The following is a 17288-nucleotide window of genomic DNA, read 5'->3' on the forward strand; positions in this document are numbered from 1 at the left end:
GGCCCGACCCGGCGCCAGCGCACGTCGGCGCGGTCAGTCGCGCACGATCTGCGCGGCCGACTCCTTGCGCTTGGCGCGCAGCCACGTCACCTGGCGACGGTTCTGCGGGGCGCAGAGCTCGACGAGCTCCAGGAGCTCGTCGTCCCGGCGGGCCTTCGCCGCCTGGCCGAGCACGTCCCAGTCGGTGGCGAGCCCGCACGCCGTGCCGTAGACGTCGCGCAGGTCGGCCAGCAGGGCGGCGCCGGTATCGTCGCGCGCCAGCGACGGCGCGGAGACGTCGGGCAGGCGGAGGTCCGCGTGCTCGGCCAGGGCGGCCGCGTGGTCCTGCGACCACCGGGCCAGGTCGCGCGCCACGAAGTGCACGTCCTGCTCAGCCCGGTGGACGTCGGCCAGGGCGATCAGCCGGGCGGCGAGGTCCGCCTCCGCGGTCGCCATCTGCTCGAGCAGCCGCGCGACCTTCATGACGCGCTCCCCGCCGGCAGCACCTCGTCGACCTCCGCCGCGGGGCCGCCGCGGGTGGCCGGCACGCCGGGCACGACCGGGGCGGACGCCGTCGTGGTCGGTGCGGGGGCGCTCCGTCCGCCGCCGTCGGCGACCTTGCGTACCCGCGCCGCGCCCGACTTGAACAGCGGCTGCTTGGACACCGCGTCCCACTCGGTGGGGGTCAGCTCGTTGGCGGCGCGCCCGGCATCGTCCGGACCGGAGCCCGACGGCGTGTCCCAGTAGCCGTAGTGGAAGGGCAGGAACACGACGCCGGGGCGGATCCCGGTGACCCGGACGCGCGCCTGGACGCTCCCGCGTGGCGTCGTGATCTCCGCCAGGTCGCCCTCCGCCAACGCCAGCGCAGCGGCGTCGGGCGCCGCGAGCTCGACCCAGACGTCCGGTGCGGCCGCCTGCAGCTGGGGCGTGCGGCCCGTCTTGGTCCGGGTGTGGAAGTGGTACAGCGTCCGGCCCGTGAGCAGCGCGAACGGGTAGTCGCCGCCGGGTTGCTCATGCGGCGGGCGGTACTCGGCACCCTTGAGCATCGCCTTCCCGTGCGGGTTGCTCGCGCGGTACTCGCTCGCCTCGACCGGCGCGCCCGTGACCAGGTCACGACCGTAGGTCTCGCACCGGTCCGGGTCGGCCCAGAACTCGCCGTCGGCGTAGAGGCGCTCGGTACCGCCGGGGTTCTCCGGGGTGCACGGCCACTGCACCCCGCCGGAACCCCGGAGCGCGTCGTACGACAGACCGCTGTAGTCGCACAGCCGACCGGCGCTGCACCGCTTCCAGGCCTCGAACGCCTCCTCGGGCGTGCGCCAGGCGACGAGCGGTGCACCGTCGCGGTCGACGAGCTCGAGGCGGTCGGCCAGGTCGACGAAGATCTCGAGGTCGGAGCGTGCCTCCCCCGGCGGGTCGACGGCGCGCTCCGAGAGGTGGACCGTGCGGTCGGCGTTGGTGAACGTCCCGGTCTTCTCGGCCCACGCGGCGGCCGGCAGCACCACGTCCGCCAGCTGCGCGGTCTCGGTGAGGAAGATGTCCTGCACCACGAGGAACAGCCCGTCCCCCGAGAGCACCGACCGGATCCGCGCCAGCTCGGGCAGCGAGACCGCCGGGTTGGTCGCCTGGACCCACAGCATGCCGATCGACCCTTGCTCGGCGTAGCGGAAGATCTGCATCGCGTGCGTGGGCGGTGAGTGGTGCGGGATCGCCGTGGTGTCCACGTTCCACACGTGCGCCAGCTGGGCCACGTGCTCGGAGTTCGCCCAGTTGCGGAACCCCGACAGGTCCCCGTCGGCGCCGCACTCGCGGGTGTTCTGCGCGGTGGGCTGCCCGTTCATCTGCAGCAGGCCGCACCCGGGTCGGCCGAGCATCCCCCGCAGCAGGTGCACGTTGTTGACCTGCACGGCCGCCGCGGTGGCCTGGTTCGACTGGTAGAAGCCCTGCAGCACCGTGGAGAGCAGACGCTCGGCGGTGCCCAGCAGGCGGGCGCCCGCGCGCAGGTCGTCGACGTCCACCCCGCAGATCTCGGCCGCGCGTTCCGCCGGGTAGTCCTGCACGATCGCCTGCAGGTCCTCGAACCCGACCGTGTGCGCCGCGACGTACGCCGGATCGATCCAGTCGTTCAGCAGCAGCTCGTGCAGCAGCCCGTTCATCAGCGCCAGGTTGGTGCCCGGTCGAGGAGCCAGGTGGACCGTGGCAGCACGCGCGACCGGCGTCGGGCGAGGGTCGACGCACAGGATCGCCGGCGGCCGCGGACCGGCGAGCCGGTCGAGGATCCTCGACCACAGCACCGTCTGCGTCTCGGCCACGTTGTGCCCGTAGAGCGCGATGACGTCGGCGTGGTCGACGTCGGTGTACGACCCCGGCTGGCCGTCGCAGCCGAACGACTCCTTGAGCGCCTCGGCGGCCGTCGCGGTGCACAGCCGCGTGTTGCCGTCCAGGTGCGCGGTGCCGATGCCGCCCCGCGCCACCACGGCGAGCGTGTAGTACTCCTCGAGGAACAGCTGGCCCGACGTGTAGAAGCCGATGCTGCTCGGCCCGTGCTCGTCGAGCAGGTGCCGGGTCCGGGCGACCACGCGCCCCATCGCCTCGTCCCACGACGCCTCGACCAACCGGCCTCCCTCGCGGACCAGCGGGCGGGTGAGCCGGTCGGGCGAGCGGTTGGCCTGCCACCCGAACAGGTCCTTCGGGCCGAGCCGCCCGTGGTTCACGCGGTCCTCGGCCCGGCCCCGCACCCCGACGATGCGCCCGTCCCGCACCGCGATGTCCAGCCCGTCGCCGTTGGAGTGCAGCACGGACGCGCTCTGCACCCAGGCGTCCACCTGGTCGCCCGTGGTCCCCTCCTCGAGGAAGGTGTCCACCCGCACCGGCCACGGGTCGCCCGCGCCGTACGGCGTCCGGGCTCCCCACGGCTCCGCGATCCGGTCGCGCGACATGTGGGCGCCGCCCCTCAGAAGACGGGTTTTCCGCCGGTGACCCCGATGACGGTCCCCGACACGTACGAGGCGGTCGAGCTGGCCGCGAGGAACACGAAGGCGGGGGCCACCTCGGCGGGCTGTCCGGCCCTACCCAGCGGGGTGTCGGAGCCGAACTTCTCGATCTTCGCCTCCGGCTGGGTCGCGGGCTGCAGGGGGGTCCAGATGGGCCCCGGCGCCACAGCGTTGACGCGGATGCCGCGCGGACCGAGCTCGCCGGCCAGGTTCACCGTGAAGTTGTTGATCGCCGCCTTGGTGGCGGCGTAGTCGAGGAGCGACTCCGACGGCTGGTACGCCTGGATCGAGGACACGTTGATGATCGACGCGCCGGCCTCGAGGTGCTCGAGCGCCTGCTGGGTGACCCAGAACAGGGCGTAGAGGTTCGTCTTGAAGGTCCGGTCGAGGTCCTCCGTCGTGATGTCCGCGACCGACTCGCGGCGCGCCCACTGGTAGCCGGCGTTGTTCACCACGATGTCCAGGCCGCCCAGCTCGGAGGCGGCGCGGTCGACCGCGCCACGCGCCTCGTCCTCGTTGCGCAGGTCGGCCGCGATCAGCACGCACCGCCGCCCCGCGCGCTCGACCCACTCCGCCGTCTCGTCGGCGTCGGGCTTCTCCTCGGGCAGGAAGACGATGGCGACGTCGGCGTCCTCGCGGGCGTACGCGATGGCGACCGCCCGGCCGATGCCGGAGTCACCACCGGTGATCAGTGCCTTGCGGCCGGCCAGGAGGCCCGCGCCCTGATAGCTCGACTCGCCGTGGTCGGGCGCCGGGCGCATCGGGTCGGTGAGGCCGGGGGGCTGCTGCTGCTGGGCGGGGAACTGCTCGTCGGACTCGGACATGCGGGGCTCCTCGGGGGGTGCGAGCCGTCGACCGCCGACCTTCTTCAGCCCGTCGAGCCTCTCACCGGGCCGCCCGGCGCACCACCGCAGCGTCAGCGCTGCTGGGCGGCGTGGAGCACGTCCCGGGCCGTCTGCGTCAGGTGTGATCCGTTCGCCGACGCGCGTCGCAGCAGCTCCTCGTAGGCCGCCGCCATGTCGAGCGACAACTGGAACGCGAGCACACCCTTCGCCTGCTCGACGACCACCCGCCCCTCGAGCGCCTCGGTGATGCGCTGCGCGAGCTCGTCGTCCTTGAGACCGAGCGGCTGGACGATGGCCAGGGTCGCGAGGTCGGCAAAGCTCTGGGCCAGCAGCCGGGCGGCCGGGCTGAGCTCCTGCTCGGTGGCCGAGAAGAGGTTCAGCCCACCGATGGCATGGTTGCGCCAGTGCATCGGGAACGCGTGCACGGCGAGGAAGCCCTCGTCGACGATCTTGCGGCCGACCTGCCCCCAGCGCTCCACGATCTGTGCGGCACCGACGGCGTCCACGACCTGCCCCTCGCGGGCCGCGTCGACGCACGGGCCGGCCGCGTGCTGCGCCTGGTAGAGCTCGAGCTCGACGGCGCGGTGCGAGGTCGCGCTGAGCAGCTCGAAGTCCCCCTCCCCCGTCCGCACGAGCAACGCTGCGGCGTCCGCCGGCACCAGCTCGGCGGAGTCCTGCACCAGGCGCGCGAGCAGGCCAGTCACCTCGTGCTCCCCGACGAGCGCGCTCGCCACGTCCGCGAGCGCCTGCGCCGACGTCCGTGCAGTCATGCGTCACCGTTTCCCGAGCCGTCGTCCATGGCCTCGCTGTGCGAGTCGCCCTGGTCCGTGTGTGTGAAGCCGAGCCGCCGTTCGACGACCTCCCCGGCGATCAGGTCGAGGGTCGTCTCCTCGGCGTAGGCGTGCGCACGAAGGATCGCGAGGGCGTCCTCGGGGCTGATGGCGAGCTGCGCGACGATCATGCCCGTCGCCTGGTGCACCCGGGCGCGGTCCGACCACGCGGCGAACCGCCCCTCGACGCCGCCCCAGCGTTCGTCGAGGAGGGCGGCCCCCACGGCGTCGACGAGGAACTGCGCGTCGTCCAGGCTCTGCTCGAGCCCGCCGTCGGCCCGGTACAGGGTCACCACGCCGATCGTGCTCCCACCGGGGTGCATCGGGATGGCCCAGACCGTCAGCGGACCCGCGATGTCACCGGCCAGCTCCGTGAACATCGGGAAGGGACCGCCGCGGTTGCCGTCGACGTGGGTGACCACGGTCCGTCCCTCGCGGAAGGCGTCCTGCCCCGGTCCCTCGCCCAGGACGTCCTGCAGGTCCTCGATGCGTGCGGACGTGCCGTTGGACGTGCTGACGGTGAGCCGCTCGGGCCGGGTGGACGAGAGCGTGATGGCGCCCCCGTCGGCGCCGAGGATCTCCACGCAGGCACGGCACAAACGCACGGGGAGCGGGAGGTCGGGCGGACTCGCCGCGAGCGAGCCGGCGAGGCGCGCGAGCACGGCGCTCCGGTTGCTCACGGGCTTACCTCCTTCGCGCGCGCACGCCTGCTCCTGGCCCCATCATCCTCCCCGCGTGGAGCCGGCACCGGCGGAGCGCACCGTCTCTCCGGCGCGGAATCTGCACATTTCAGACGAACGGAACAGGGTGCTGTCACCCACGTTCGGTTCTACGCTCTTGACAAGAGCGAGACGGCGACGTATCGGATCCTCTCCTGGGTTCAGGAGGGAGCCCACGACCGGGGGATCTCTCGTCGCCGGCGGGTGAGGAGGGACGATGACCGCACAGACGACCCGGGCGGGTCGCTTCCGGTTCACGCCGACCGCCGACCGGTGGTGGTGGTCGGACGAGATGTTCCGCATCCACGGCATGGAGCCCGGGGACGTGGTGCCGACCCGGGGACTGTTCCTGTCCCACGTCCACCCGGCCGACCGGCCGAGGGTCGCCGAGGCGATCCTGGCGCGGGGCGACCTCGAGGCGCGCAGCTGCGAGTACCGCCTGGTCGACCTGTCCGGCGTCGAGCGCGAGGTGCTGCTCGCGCTCGCGAGCGAGGGTCCGGGCGGCTCCGTCGGGAGCTCCGGCTTCCTCGTCGACTCCACCGGCGCCCGTGAGGCGGCGGTGGCCTGCCGCGTGAACGAGCAGCTCGACGTCGCGCTGGCCTCGCACGCCGTGATCGACCAGGCCAAGGGCGTCCTCATGCTCACCTACGGCGTCGACAGCGACAGCGCCTTCGCCATGCTGCGCGCGAGCTCGCAGCAGCACAACGTGCGCCTGCGTCAGCTGGCCGCCGACGTCGTGTCGGCCGTCGAGTGCGGCCTGCCACCGCGCGCGCGGGAGTGCGTCGACGAGTCGGTGGGTGCCGTGCTGGCGGGCGCTTGCGTCCCACGGCCGCCGTCGGGCGGCGTCGCGCCGCTCGGGCTGCACATGGAGGGCCACGCCGACGTGCCGACGCTGCGCGTGGAGGGCTGCGTCGACGTGTCCACCAGGGACCAGCTGGCGTCGGCGATCGCCATGCTGGTGCTGCGCGGACGTGAGGGTGGGCGGGCCGTCGTCGACCTGCAGCGCGTCCATCGCGTCAGCCCGGCCCTGTCCGAGGTCCTCACGACCGCGCTCCGGCGGGCGGCCGAGCAGGACGTGGTGCTGACGGTCGTGGGCGGGCGGCCGCTCCCCCTCGCGCACGCCGGCGCTGTTCCCCGACCTGCGGGCGTGCGGGGCTGACGTCACTCGGGCGGGAGATGCAGCTCGCGCAGGATGCGCCTGGCGACGTCACCCAGGGCGAGGTGCTCCTGCGTGCTCTCCGCCCGGAGCATCGCCAGCGCCTGGGCCGCGCCGCAGTCGTGCAGCGCCATGGTGGCGCCGTCGGCGCGGTCGACGTCGACCTGCGCCTCGAGCGAGGCCAGGAGCCCGTCGTCGGCGAACCTGCCCCGGTTCGGCACGACGGCGTCACCGACCGACTCTCGGGCCAGCAGTCGCGGCGGCCCCGAGGTGACGACCCGCGCGTCGCACTCGACGTGACGGCGGGGGCCTCCCCGGCGCACCGTGCGGGAGGGGACGGGCGCCCCTACGCTCAGGCCGTGCTCCAGCGCGGCGGGTGGCGTCCGGCGGTCTGGCTCGCGGTCTGCGTCGTGGCCGTGGGCGGCTGCGGCGCGGCCCGGCCCGGTGCCACGGCGGCCGACGCCACGGTCGAGACGTTCTACCGTGCGGTCTCCGCCGACGACGGAACCGGTGCGTGCGCCGTCCTCGCGCCGGCCACGGTCGAGACCCTCGAGGACGACGCCGACGAGCCCTGTGCCGAGGCCGTCCTCGACGGCGAGGTGGGCGAGACGCTCGCCGAACGCGCCGAGGACCCGCGCGACCCGTCCGCGCGGGTCGCGGGCCGCGCGGCGCAGGTGACCGTCGCGACCGACGTCGTCTTCCTGACCATCTCCGGCGACCACTGGCTCGTCACCGCCGCCGGCTGCGACGCCCGGCCCGACCGGCCCTACGACTGCGTGCTGGAGGGTTCGTGATGATGCGGCTGCTGTTCTGGACCTGCCTCGGCGGCGTGCTGCTCGGGCTGGCGTACTGCCTCGCGCTCGGGATCCTGCACCGATGAGGCGGCTGCGCGAGAACAGCCTGACGCTGTTCTTCGGGATCATCTTCCTGGCGGCCCTCGCCGGCCAGGCGATCTCCGGTGTCGCCCTCATGAACGAGGAGCAGGTCAGCGCCGGACTCGACCCCCTCACACTCGGCGAGTACGTCACCACCTCGCAGTTCGCCGTGGACGTCACCGAGAACTGGCAGTCGGAGTTCCTGCAGTTCCTGCTCTACATCGGGGCCACGGTCTACCTTCTGCAGCGCGGCTCGCCCGAGTCGAAGAAGCTCGACGAGGCCGGCCGCGAGAGCGACGAGGACCAGAAGGTCGCCGAGTACTCCACCGACGACTCCCCTGCCTGGGCGCGGGTCCGCGGATGGCGGCTGTCGCTGTACTCGCGGTCGCTGGGCCTCGTGATGGGGACGATCTTCCTGCTGTCGTGGCTGACCCAGTCGGTCACCGGGTCCGTCGCCTACTCCGAGGAGCAGATGCGCGACCTGGCGGACCCGGTCAGCTGGACGCAGTACCTGCTGCTGCCCGACTTCTGGAGCAGGACGCTGCAGAACTGGCAGTCCGAGTTCCTCGCCGTCGCCAGCATGGTCGTGCTGTCCATCTACCTGCGCGAACGCGGTTCACCGGAGTCCAAGCCGGTCGGCAGCCCGCACGACGCCACCGGGGTCGAAGGCTGACTAAGGGCGGGTGATCCGGGCGCGCCGACCCGCATCCGAGTGGCGTGCGTGGTGCATCCGGCTTAGCGTCAAAGCGTCCGGTCAGAACGCTCGACCGGCCGACCGTCGTCCCGGCACAGACACGTCGCCGGGCATGGGACGGGTGCGGTGTCGCCGTTGGGCGCCGTCACCCCGGTGGCGCGCCGAAGCGCTCCGGCCCCCGTGCAGACGGTTGCGCGACAGAAGGTTCGCGCCCCTTGCCGATCCCCCGCAGCGTCTTCGCCGCTGCGGAGATCTTGTGCACCCCTCGCACGACACCCGAGAAGAGGCCGACACCATGACTGACGACTACACCAGCAGCTATCCCGGCGACCAGAGCGGCGCCGGGACCTACGGCGGCACGGACGGGGACCAGCTCGGCGCCGTCACCTTCAGCACGACGGACGCCGGCCAGCGGACCACCGGGACCACGGGATCCGCCGGCACCACCGGCACCACCGGCACGGGCAGCACCGCCGACACCGCCAAGCAGCAGGCCGCCAACCTCAAGGACCAGGCCGCGGGAGCCGGTGGGCACCTGCTCGACGAGGCGAAGGGCGAGGCCGCCGCCGTGACCGACGAGGCGCGCCGCCAGCTCAGCGACCTGTGGTCGCAGACCCGCACCGAGCTCTCGGACCAGGTGGGCACCCAGCAGAACCGGCTCGCGGGCGGCCTGACGTCGTTCGCCACGCAGCTCAACCAGATGGCCGACGCACCTACCGAGCGCAACCTCGCGACGGACGTCGTCCGGGAGGTCGGCGACCGGGCGGACGCCCTGGGCCGCTGGCTCCAGGACCACGGTCCGGACGAGGTGCTCGACGAGGTGCGCCAGTTCGCGCGGCGTCGTCCCGGCACGTTCCTGCTGGTCGCCGCCGGGGCCGGCGTGGTGCTCGGCCGCCTCACCCGCGGGCTGAAGGACGCGCCGTCGACGCCGTCGAGGCCGTCGGTCCGGACACAGCCGACGGAGTCCCTGCCCGTCTACCAGGACGTCGTCGAGGAGCGCCCCCGGTTCACCGACGAGCTCGCGACCCCGGTGCCCAGCTCGAGCACGTGGGATCAGCGATGAGCGACTCGTGGGACGCCCCACCGCGCCAGTCGGTCGGTGACCTGCTCGGTGACGTCACCCGCGACATCTCGACGCTGCTGCGCCAGGAAGTGGAGCTGGCCAAGGCCGAGGTCCGGGAGTCCGCCAAGCAGGCCGCCAAGGGCGGGTCCCTGTACGCCGGTGCGGCGGTCGCCGGGCACTTCGTCCTGCTGTTCCTCTCGGTCGCCCTGTGGTGGGCCCTCGGCGACGCGCTGGACTCGCTGGCCTGGTCGGCCGTGATCGTGGCCGTCCTGTGGGCGGTGATCGGCGCGGTGCTGGCCGCCCGCGGCCGCGCCGAGTCGAAGCGCGTGGCCGGCCTGCCGCAGACCACCGACACCGTCAAGAAGATCCCCAACGCCCTGCAAGGACACGAGGAGAAGAACTCATGAGCACCGATCCCGACCAGATCCGCGCCGACATCGAGCGCACCCGCGCCGAGCTCAGCTCGGACGTCGACGCCCTCAGCGACAAGGTCAGCCCGACCCAGGCCGCCCAGCGCCAGGCAGAGAAGGTCCGCACGAAGGTCGCCGACGTCAAGGACCGTGTCATGGGCGGCGTCTCGAGCGGTGCTGACACCGCCGGGTGGGCCGCCTCGAGCGTGGGCGACAAGGCGTCCGACCTGCCGCACGCCGCGACGGACAAGACCCGGGGCAACCCGCTGGCGGCCGGCCTGGTCGCGTTCGGCGCGGGATGGCTGATCTCCTCGCTGCTGCCCAGCACCCGGCAGGAGCAGCAGCTCGCCCAGTCGGCCAAGGACCAGGCCGCGCCCCTGGTCCAGGAGGCCAAGGAGGCGGCCCAAGGAGTGGCGGAGAACCTGCGCCAGCCCGCTCAGGACGCCGCCGCCGCGGTCAAGGAGCGGGCCACCGAGGCCGGCGCCACGCTCCGCGACGAGGGCCGCTCGACCKCCGAGGACCTGCGCGCGCAGGCCGGCGACGCCACCGAGACGGTCAAGGGAGCCCACGCCTCGGACGGCGCGCAGTCCACGGGCTACTAGGAACCCTCGCGGCGGGGCACAGCGCGGTGCCCCGCCGCGTGGTCGCAGTGCACCGACCACGAGCGGAGGACACGTCGATGACGCACGACACCCGCAGCACGCGCAGCACCGAGAAGGCCGCCGCCCCTGCTCCCGAGGACCCGCGCAAGCCGGACTCGCCGGACGACATCACCCGACCGTCCTGGCTGTACGTCCTGCGCAAGACGTTGCGGGAGTTCCTCAAGGACCAGTGCACGGACCTGGCCGCGGCACTCACCTACTACGCGGTGCTCGCCATCGCCCCCGCGCTCCTGGCCGTCGTCTCCGTCCTYGGCCTGGTGGGCGACCCGCAGAAGATGGTCACGGACGTGCTCAAGATCGCCGGCGACGTCGGCGTCTCGTCCGTCGACGACACGCTCAAGCCGATCCTCACCCAGCTCACGCAGGCCCCGGCCGCCGGCCTCGCGCTGGTGCTCGGGCTGGCCCTCGCCCTGTGGTCGGCCTCCGGCTACGTCGCCGCGTTCAGCCGCGGAATGAACCGGATCTACGAGGTCGACGAGGGCCGGCCGATGTGGAAGCTGCGCCCGGCGCTGCTGCTCGTCACCGTGATCCTCGTGGTCATCGCGGTCGCCATCGTCGTCGCGGTGGTGCTGTCCGGCGGCGTCGCGCGGTCGATCGGTGCCACGATCGGGCTCAGCGACGTCACGGTCACCGTCTGGAACATCGTCAAATGGCCCATCATCGTCGCGCTGGTGGTGGTCGCGATCGCGGTCCTCTACTACGCCACCCCGAACGTCAAGCAGCCGCGCTTCCGCTGGATCAGCCTGGGCGCGATCGTCGCCCTCGTCGTGTGGGTGCTCGCGTCGCTCGCGTTCGGGTTCTACGTCGGCAACTTCTCCAGCTACGACAAGACCTACGGCTCGCTGGCCGGGGTCATCGTGTTCCTGCTCTGGCTGTGGATCACCAACCTCGCGCTGCTGTTCGGAGCGGAGCTCGACGCCGAGGTCGAGCGCGGACGCCAGCTGCAGGGCGGCATCGAGGCCGAGAAGACCATCCAGCTCCCGCCGCGGGACACGCGCGCGAGCGAGAAGAAGCAGGCCAAGCAGGAGGAGGACGTGCGGCTCGGCCGCGCCCTGCGCCAGTCGCGCGGTGCCGCGGACCCCAAGGACAAGGACGCCTGACGAAGGAGAACTCATGTACCTGCACGTGCAGCGGCTCATCAACGACATCGCGGCCGACGAGCCGGACCCGGCCGCCGCCAACGCCCTGCAGGAGGGGCTCGGGGGCCAGTTCGGCGAGATGCGGACGATGATGCAGTACCTGTTCCAGAGCATCAACTTCCGGGGGCCCAAGGCCAAGCCGTACCGCGACCTGCTCCAGGGCATCGGCACGGAGGAGATCAGCCACGTCGAGCTGATCGGCACCACGATCGCGCGGCTGCTCGACGGGTCGCCGCGGTACAACGGGAAGAAGTCCGACCCCCTGGACGAGCCGGGGTCGGGCGGCGCGACCCCGCTCGAGTCGGCCCTCGACCAGGGCAACATCCACCACTACCTGGTCGCCTCCCAGGGCGCCCTGCCCGTGGACGCCGCCGGCAACCCGTGGAGCGGCTCCTACGTCTACAACTCGGGCAACCTCGTGCTCGACCTGCTCTACAACCTCATGCTCGAGTCCACCGGCCGGCTGCAGAAGTGCCGGATCTACGAGATGACGTCCAACAAGACGGCCCGCTCCACGATCGCCTACCTGATCGTGCGCGACCAGGCGCACGAGAACGCCTACGCCAAGGCCCTGGAGACCCTCGGGGTCAACTGGGCGTCGGTGCTGCCGATCCCGAAGACGAACGCCGAGAAGTTCCCCGAGGTGAAGAAGCTCCTCGACCTGGGCCTGCAGAGCAAGCAGTACAGCTTCGACCTGACGGCCGCCTCGGAGGCGGGGCGGATCTTCCAGGGGATGTCGCCGTCCAAGGACGGCACCGAGCTGGACGCGACCGAGCAGGCGCCGGCGGGCGTGCCGATCACGATCGCGGAGGAACGGTTCGAGGAGTTCTCCCCCGGCCTCGACACCGACCTGCTCGCCCTCATCCAGGCCACCGCGGACCTCGAGATGGCCGAGGTCCAACCGTTGTACGGGCCGGTCCCGCCGACGGGAGGAAAGGAATCGTGAGCGACACGACCCTCAGCGGCTACCGGGTCCTCGCGATCGCCACCAACTACGGGGTCGAGCAGGACGAGCTCGTCGTCCCGGTCGACCACCTGCGCGGACGCGGGGCCACCGTCACCATCGCCGCCGMGTCGACCGACCCCATCCAGACGCTCGTCGGCGACAAGGACCCCGGCATCGTGGTCCGGCCCGACACGACCTTCGGCGAGGCCGGCGGGGACTACGACCTGCTCCTCATCCCCGGCGGGACCCTGAACGCCGACTCGCTCCGGCTCGAGAAGTCGGCCGTCGACATCGTGCGGCAGTTCGCCGGCTCCGGACGCCCCATCGCCGCGATCTGCCACGGTCCGTGGGCCTTGGTCGAGGCCGGCGTCGTCCAGGGCGCGACCCTGACGTCCTACCCGTCGCTCGAGACCGATCTGCGCAACGCCGGGGCCACCTGGGTCGACCAGTCGGTCGCGGTCGACGGCGGCGCGGGGTTCACGCTCGTCACGTCGCGGACCCCCGACGACCTGGACGACTTCCTTCCTGCCGTCGAACGCGCGCTGGCCGGCACCGTCGAAGACAGGTGAGGCTCGCGTGCGCGTCATGAGCTGGAACGTCTGGTGGCGGTTCGGCCCGAGCTGGCGCGCACGCGAGGCCGCCCTCCAGGAGGTGGTCCGCCGCGTCCGGCCCGACGTGCTCGGGCTCCAGGAGACGTGGCGCTCCGCCGACGAGACCCAGGCCTCGCTGCTGGCCGAGCGCCTGGGTGGGTACGGCGCGTTCGAGCGCAGCAGCATCCCTCCGCTGCCCGATCCCGTCGAGTCGCCGGACCAGCGCGACATCGACATCGGCGTCGGCCTGGTCAGCCGGTGGCCCCTCCTGCACGTGCGGGGTCACCCCTTGCCGGCCACCCACCGCGAGCCGCCGACGGCGCTCGTCGCGACCCTCGACCACCCGCTGGGGCTCCTGCATGTCATCGTGGCGTGCACGGAGTGGGAGCCGAGCTTTCGCGACGACCACCTCGCCCAGACGACCGCGCTGGCCGCGCTCATGTGCGACCCGGCCTTCGACGGGGACCTGCCCGTGCTCCTGCTGGGCGACCTCAACGCCCGGCCCGGCACGCCCGAGGTCGACGCGGTCGCGTCCGTGGCCGTCGACCTCTGGACCGCGGGTGGAGGGGCGCAGGACGCGGTCACCCTCAGCTCGTCCACGCCCCACGCACCGCTCGAGGCGGTCCGCCAGATCGACCGCCGGATCGACTACGCCTTCGCCCGGCCCGGACACCCGGGCGCGCGGATCGTCGCCTCCCGGAGCGTGCTCGCGGGCACCGAGCCGATCAACGGCACGTTCCCGTCGGACCACTTCGCCACGGTCAGCGACCTCGACGAATACGTGCACGCGGGCCGACGGTAAGGCCGTGCCGGCAACCGGGTGGCGGCCCCGTCCGGGGGATGCGGCGCCGGGGTTTGTGGCGTAGAACGGATCGCATGTTCGAAGAGGGACAGCTCTACGCCCCCGTCACCGCCGACGAGGACGGCACGGTCCGCGTGCACCTGGCGGACGACCACCCCGGCGCGAAGGACGAGGAGTACCGCCGCCGCCGGGACGAGATCGCCGGGCCGGCCCTGACGTGGAGGCCCGGGGACCCCGTACCGCGCGTCGAGTACACGGACTCGGAGAACGAGATCTGGCGGATCGTCTGCCGCCAGCTCACGCCGAAGCACGAGCGGCTCGCGATCCGCGGCTACCTGGAGGGCAAGGAGGCGCTCGGGCTGCCGACCGACCACGTGCCCCAGCTCGACGAGGTCAGCGCGGGCCTCGACCCGCTCAGCGGCTTCCGGCTGCACCCGGCCGCGGGGCTCGTGCCGCTCGACGTCTTCTACGGGTCGCTGGCGGACGGGGTCTTCCACTCCACCCAGTACCTGCGGCACCCGTCGCAGCCGCTCTACACGCCGGAGCCGGACATCATCCACGAGGTGGTGGGGCACTGCAATCTGCTCGCCAACCCGGCGATCGCCGAGGTCAAGCGCCGCGCGGGCGAGGCCGCCCGGCGGTGCGAGACGCCCGAGGGCCTGCAGTACGTCGCGGACGTCTTCTGGTTCACCATCGAGTTCGGCGTGATGTACGAGCGGGGCGAGCTGCGCGCGTACGGCGCGGGGCTCCTCTCCTCCTACGGCGAGATCGAGGAGTTCCGCGGTGCCGACATCCGGCCCGTGGACTTCGACCAGATGGCCACGCTGGCGTACGACATCAGCCACTACCAGCCGATCCTGTTCGCGTGCGACGGCATGAGCGAGCTCACGGACCGGGTGGCCGGGTTCTTCGCCGAGTTCGACGACGAGACGGCGGCCCGACTGGCCCGGGACACCGCCCGCGCCTGACCTGCTCCGGCGTCAGGCCACCGGCTGCCGGGACCGGACGAGCAGGTGCTGGCGGAAGAAGGCGGCGAGCTCGTCCGTCGCGTCGAGCGGCAGGACCGCGGCGACGTACTGGTCGGGCCGGACGACGACGACGCACCCGCCGCGGTCGATGCCGCGCGCCGCGAAGATGTCCTCGTCGGGGTGCGTCGCGAAGACCTTCTCGTAGTCGACCAGCCCGAACGGCCCGGTGCGGGGCAGGAAGAGCGTGGGCACGGTCGCGATGTCCACGTCGACATGCCGCTGCTGGTAGACCGCCTTGACGTCCAGGACGCTGTCCAGCTGCGCGCCCTCGGGCGTGTGGGCGAGCACCGGCGAGTCGGGCGAGCCGGCCATCCACCCCGCCCACGCCGACAGGGCCGACCCGTCCCGGTCGGCGAACGCGTACACGCGCCACCGACCGTCGGCCCGGTGCTGGTGCCCCAGGTGCAGGGGGTTGGCGTCGGCGACGCGGACGACCGGGACGGACTTGAACCGCTTCCCGACGGGCAACCCCGTCGCGAGCTCCTGGTGAGCCGCGTCCGCGACGATCATCGAGGGCTGGTACTGCGTCATGAACCCGAACAGGAACTCCGTGGTGCGCACGTAGAAGTCGGCGAGCCGGCCCGGGTCCCCGAGCTCCTCCGGCGTCTTCGCCATCAGCGAGGACCACTCCTTGTCGAAGTCGATGAGGTTCTGCGCGACCACCTGCCGCTCGGCGGAGTACGTGGCGAGCAGGCCCTCCGGGCTGCGGCCCGACAGCACGTACCCGAGCTTCCACGCGAGGTTGAACCCGTCCTGCATGGACACGTTCATCCCCTGGCCGGCCTTCGCGCTGTGGGTGTGGCAGGCGTCCCCCGCGATGAACACCCGCGGGGTCCGGCTACCCGACTCCTCGACCGGCACGTCGTCGAACCGGTCGGTGAGCCGGTGCCCCACCTCGTACACGCTGTGCCACGCGACGCTGCGTACGTCGAGCGTGTACGGGTGCAGGATCTCGTTGGCGCGGGCGATGATCTGCTCGATCGTCGTGCTGCGCACCTCGTGGTGCCCGTCCGGGTCGACCTCGCCGAGGTCGACGTACATGCGGAACAGGTGCCCGCCCTCCCGGGGGATCAGGAGGATGCTGCCTCCCGCGCCGGACTGGATGGCGCACTTCAGCCGGATGTCGGGGAAGTCGGTGACGGCGAGCACGTCCATGACACCCCAGGCGTGGGCCGCGGACTGCCCGTCCATGGTGCACCCGATCGACGTGCGCACGCGGCTCCGGGCACCGTCGGCGCCCAGGACGTACCTCGCGCGCACCACCTTCTCCTGCCCGGCGTGCTCCCCCGCGGTCCGCACGAGCGTGACCGTGACGTGGTCGTCGGACCGCTCGAGCCCGCGGAACTCGTAGCCGTAGTCGGGCGTCATCCGGCTGGGTGAGCTCGCCATGCTCTCGGCGAAGTAGTCGAGCACCCGTGCCTGGTTGACGATGAGGTGCGGGAACTCGCTGATGCCGCTCGGGTCGTCGGCCGGGCGCTCGCCGCGGACGATCGTCGACGGGTCGTGCGGGTCGGGGTGCCAGAAGCACATCTCGGTGATGCGGTAGGCCTCCTCGGCGATCCGACCGGCGAAGCCGAAGGCCTGGAACGTCTCGACGCTGCGCGGCTGGATGCCGTCCGCCTGCCCGATCGGCAGCCGGCCGTCGCGCCGCTCGACGATGCGCGTCGTGATCTCAGGGAACTGGGCGAGCTGCGCGGCCGCGATCATCCCGGCGGGGCCGGTACCGACGATGAGGACGTCCACCTCGTCGGGGAGCTCGTCGGGCCGGTCGAGGCCGACGCCGGCCGCGGGCTGCACACGGGGGTCGCCCGAGACGTAGCCGTGGTGGTGGAACTGCATGGGTCCGACTCCCCTGACGTCGATGTCGAGGTTGACGGATCGTATACTATCCTCCCAGAGCCGCAACGACGCTGCTGCGGTCGACCTGGTCCGGGAGGCCCTGCTCCATGCCGACGGTTTCCGCGCACGTCGCGGTCACGCTCGCTGCCCATGTGGACCACGTCTTCGGGGTCATGGGCAACGGCAACGCCTACTTCCTCGATGCCCTCACCTGCCAGACCGCGGCCCGGTTCACCCCCGTGCGCCACGAGGCCGGCGCCGTGGTCGCCGCCGACGCCTTTCACCGGACCTCCGGCCGGCTCGCGGCCGCGACGACGACCTACGGGGCCGGGTTCACCAACACGCTCACCGCGCTCGCCGAGGCGGTGCAGGCCCACGTGCCGCTCGTCCTCGTCGTCGGCGACGAGCCGACGTCGGGCCCGCGCCCGTGGGACGTCGACCAGATCGCCATGGCCTCCGCCGTCGGCGCCCGCACGTACACGGTCGGCCGCGCCGACGCCGCCGCCACCACCGTGATCGCCGTGGAGCACGCGCTGACCTACCGGGTGCCCACGGTGCTCGCGATCCCATACGACGTGGCGACGCTGGACACCGGCCCCGTCCCCGAGACGTCGGCGCCGCGCCTGCCCGCACCGCTCGCCCCGCGCGGGGCCTTCGCCGACGGCGTCGTGCGGGACATCGCGGCGGCCCTCGCGACCGCCCGCCGCCCGCTGCTCCTCGC

19 protein-coding genes are annotated in these 17288 nt (G+C 72.6%); 12 read left to right on the forward strand and 7 right to left on the reverse strand.

Annotated features, from left to right (window positions below; all coding sequences use genetic code 11):
* Positions 1-33: 33 nt before the first annotated feature.
* From AC1DQC_RS05860 to AC1DQC_RS05880, 5 genes are all read right to left on the reverse strand, one after another.
* Positions 34-462, reverse strand: coding sequence for a hypothetical protein (locus AC1DQC_RS05860; RefSeq protein WP_477050279.1), 429 nt, complete (start codon positions 460-462; stop codon positions 34-36).
* Entirely contained in the window at positions 459-2915 is a 2457-nt protein-coding gene (locus tag AC1DQC_RS05865; RefSeq protein WP_477050280.1) for a molybdopterin oxidoreductase family protein, read from the reverse strand. The genes AC1DQC_RS05860 and AC1DQC_RS05865 overlap by 4 nt, the downstream gene beginning before the upstream one ends.
* A gap of 14 nt (positions 2916-2929) precedes the next feature.
* Complete coding sequence (locus AC1DQC_RS05870; protein ID WP_477050281.1) at positions 2930-3793, reverse strand: SDR family oxidoreductase; 864 nt, start codon at positions 3791-3793, stop codon at positions 2930-2932.
* 92 nt (positions 3794-3885) lie between these two features.
* Complete coding sequence (locus tag AC1DQC_RS05875) at positions 3886-4584, reverse strand: GAF and ANTAR domain-containing protein (RefSeq protein WP_477050282.1); 699 nt, start codon at positions 4582-4584, stop codon at positions 3886-3888.
* Complete coding sequence (locus AC1DQC_RS05880; protein WP_477050283.1) at positions 4581-5324, reverse strand: GAF and ANTAR domain-containing protein; 744 nt, start codon at positions 5322-5324, stop codon at positions 4581-4583. The genes AC1DQC_RS05875 and AC1DQC_RS05880 overlap by 4 nt, the downstream gene beginning before the upstream one ends.
* A 256-nt stretch (positions 5325-5580) precedes the next feature.
* Here AC1DQC_RS05880 and AC1DQC_RS05885 point away from each other — a divergent pair, with 256 nt between their 5' ends.
* Positions 5581-6522, forward strand: a complete 942-nt coding sequence (locus AC1DQC_RS05885; protein WP_477050284.1) for an ANTAR domain-containing protein — start codon at positions 5581-5583, stop codon at positions 6520-6522.
* A 2-nt stretch (positions 6523-6524) separates the two neighbouring features.
* Here the strand turns inward: AC1DQC_RS05885 and AC1DQC_RS05890 are convergent, their stop codons facing one another.
* Entirely contained in the window at positions 6525-6740 is a 216-nt protein-coding gene (locus AC1DQC_RS05890; protein WP_477050285.1) for an ANTAR domain-containing protein, read from the reverse strand.
* A 138-nt stretch (positions 6741-6878) separates the two neighbouring features.
* Here AC1DQC_RS05890 and AC1DQC_RS05895 point away from each other — a divergent pair, with 138 nt between their 5' ends.
* From AC1DQC_RS05895 to AC1DQC_RS05940, 10 genes are all read left to right on the forward strand, one after another.
* Positions 6879-7313, forward strand: coding sequence for a hypothetical protein (locus tag AC1DQC_RS05895; protein WP_477050286.1), 435 nt, complete (start codon positions 6879-6881; stop codon positions 7311-7313).
* Between the two features lie 82 nt (positions 7314-7395).
* Positions 7396-8067 carry a DUF6766 family protein gene (locus tag AC1DQC_RS05900; RefSeq protein ID WP_477050287.1) on the forward strand — a complete coding sequence of 224 codons (672 nt, stop codon included), beginning with the start codon at positions 7396-7398 and terminating at the stop codon, positions 8065-8067.
* A 316-nt stretch (positions 8068-8383) separates the two neighbouring features.
* Positions 8384-9151, forward strand: a complete 768-nt coding sequence (locus tag AC1DQC_RS05905) for a hypothetical protein (protein WP_477050288.1) — start codon at positions 8384-8386, stop codon at positions 9149-9151.
* A complete protein-coding gene (locus AC1DQC_RS05910) occupies positions 9148-9558 on the forward strand; it encodes a phage holin family protein (RefSeq protein WP_477050289.1) in 411 nt (136 codons plus the stop codon). Before AC1DQC_RS05905 ends, AC1DQC_RS05910 begins: the two co-directional genes overlap by 4 nt.
* Entirely contained in the window at positions 9555-10163 is a 609-nt protein-coding gene (locus tag AC1DQC_RS05915) for a DUF3618 domain-containing protein (RefSeq protein ID WP_477050290.1), read from the forward strand. Before AC1DQC_RS05910 ends, AC1DQC_RS05915 begins: the two co-directional genes overlap by 4 nt.
* A 77-nt stretch (positions 10164-10240) precedes the next feature.
* The gene (locus tag AC1DQC_RS05920; RefSeq protein WP_477050291.1) at positions 10241-11323 is read left to right on the forward strand and encodes a YihY/virulence factor BrkB family protein; all 1083 of its coding nucleotides are present in this window, start codon (positions 10241-10243) and stop codon (positions 11321-11323) included.
* A 13-nt stretch (positions 11324-11336) separates the two neighbouring features.
* Complete coding sequence (locus AC1DQC_RS05925) at positions 11337-12308, forward strand: manganese catalase family protein (protein WP_477050292.1); 972 nt, start codon at positions 11337-11339, stop codon at positions 12306-12308.
* Positions 12305-12877 carry a type 1 glutamine amidotransferase domain-containing protein gene (locus tag AC1DQC_RS05930; protein ID WP_477050293.1) on the forward strand — a complete coding sequence of 191 codons (573 nt, stop codon included), beginning with the start codon at positions 12305-12307 and terminating at the stop codon, positions 12875-12877. Before AC1DQC_RS05925 ends, AC1DQC_RS05930 begins: the two co-directional genes overlap by 4 nt.
* Positions 12878-12893: 16 nt before the next feature.
* The gene (locus AC1DQC_RS05935; RefSeq protein WP_477050294.1) at positions 12894-13700 is read left to right on the forward strand and encodes an endonuclease/exonuclease/phosphatase family protein; all 807 of its coding nucleotides are present in this window, start codon (positions 12894-12896) and stop codon (positions 13698-13700) included.
* A 74-nt stretch (positions 13701-13774) separates the two neighbouring features.
* Positions 13775-14668 carry a phenylalanine 4-monooxygenase gene (locus tag AC1DQC_RS05940; protein ID WP_477050295.1) on the forward strand — a complete coding sequence of 298 codons (894 nt, stop codon included), beginning with the start codon at positions 13775-13777 and terminating at the stop codon, positions 14666-14668.
* Between the two features lie 12 nt (positions 14669-14680).
* Here the strand turns inward: AC1DQC_RS05940 and AC1DQC_RS05945 are convergent, their stop codons facing one another.
* The gene (locus AC1DQC_RS05945) at positions 14681-16567 is read right to left on the reverse strand and encodes an FAD-binding monooxygenase (RefSeq protein ID WP_477050296.1); all 1887 of its coding nucleotides are present in this window, start codon (positions 16565-16567) and stop codon (positions 14681-14683) included.
* 107 nt (positions 16568-16674) lie between these two features.
* Here AC1DQC_RS05945 and AC1DQC_RS05950 point away from each other — a divergent pair.
* Positions 16675-17288: thiamine pyrophosphate-binding protein (locus tag AC1DQC_RS05950; protein WP_477050297.1), on the forward strand; the 614-nt coding region annotated here is incomplete at its 3' end.

The sequence above is a fragment of the Cellulomonas sp. P4_H12 genome, assembly GCF_056400905.1.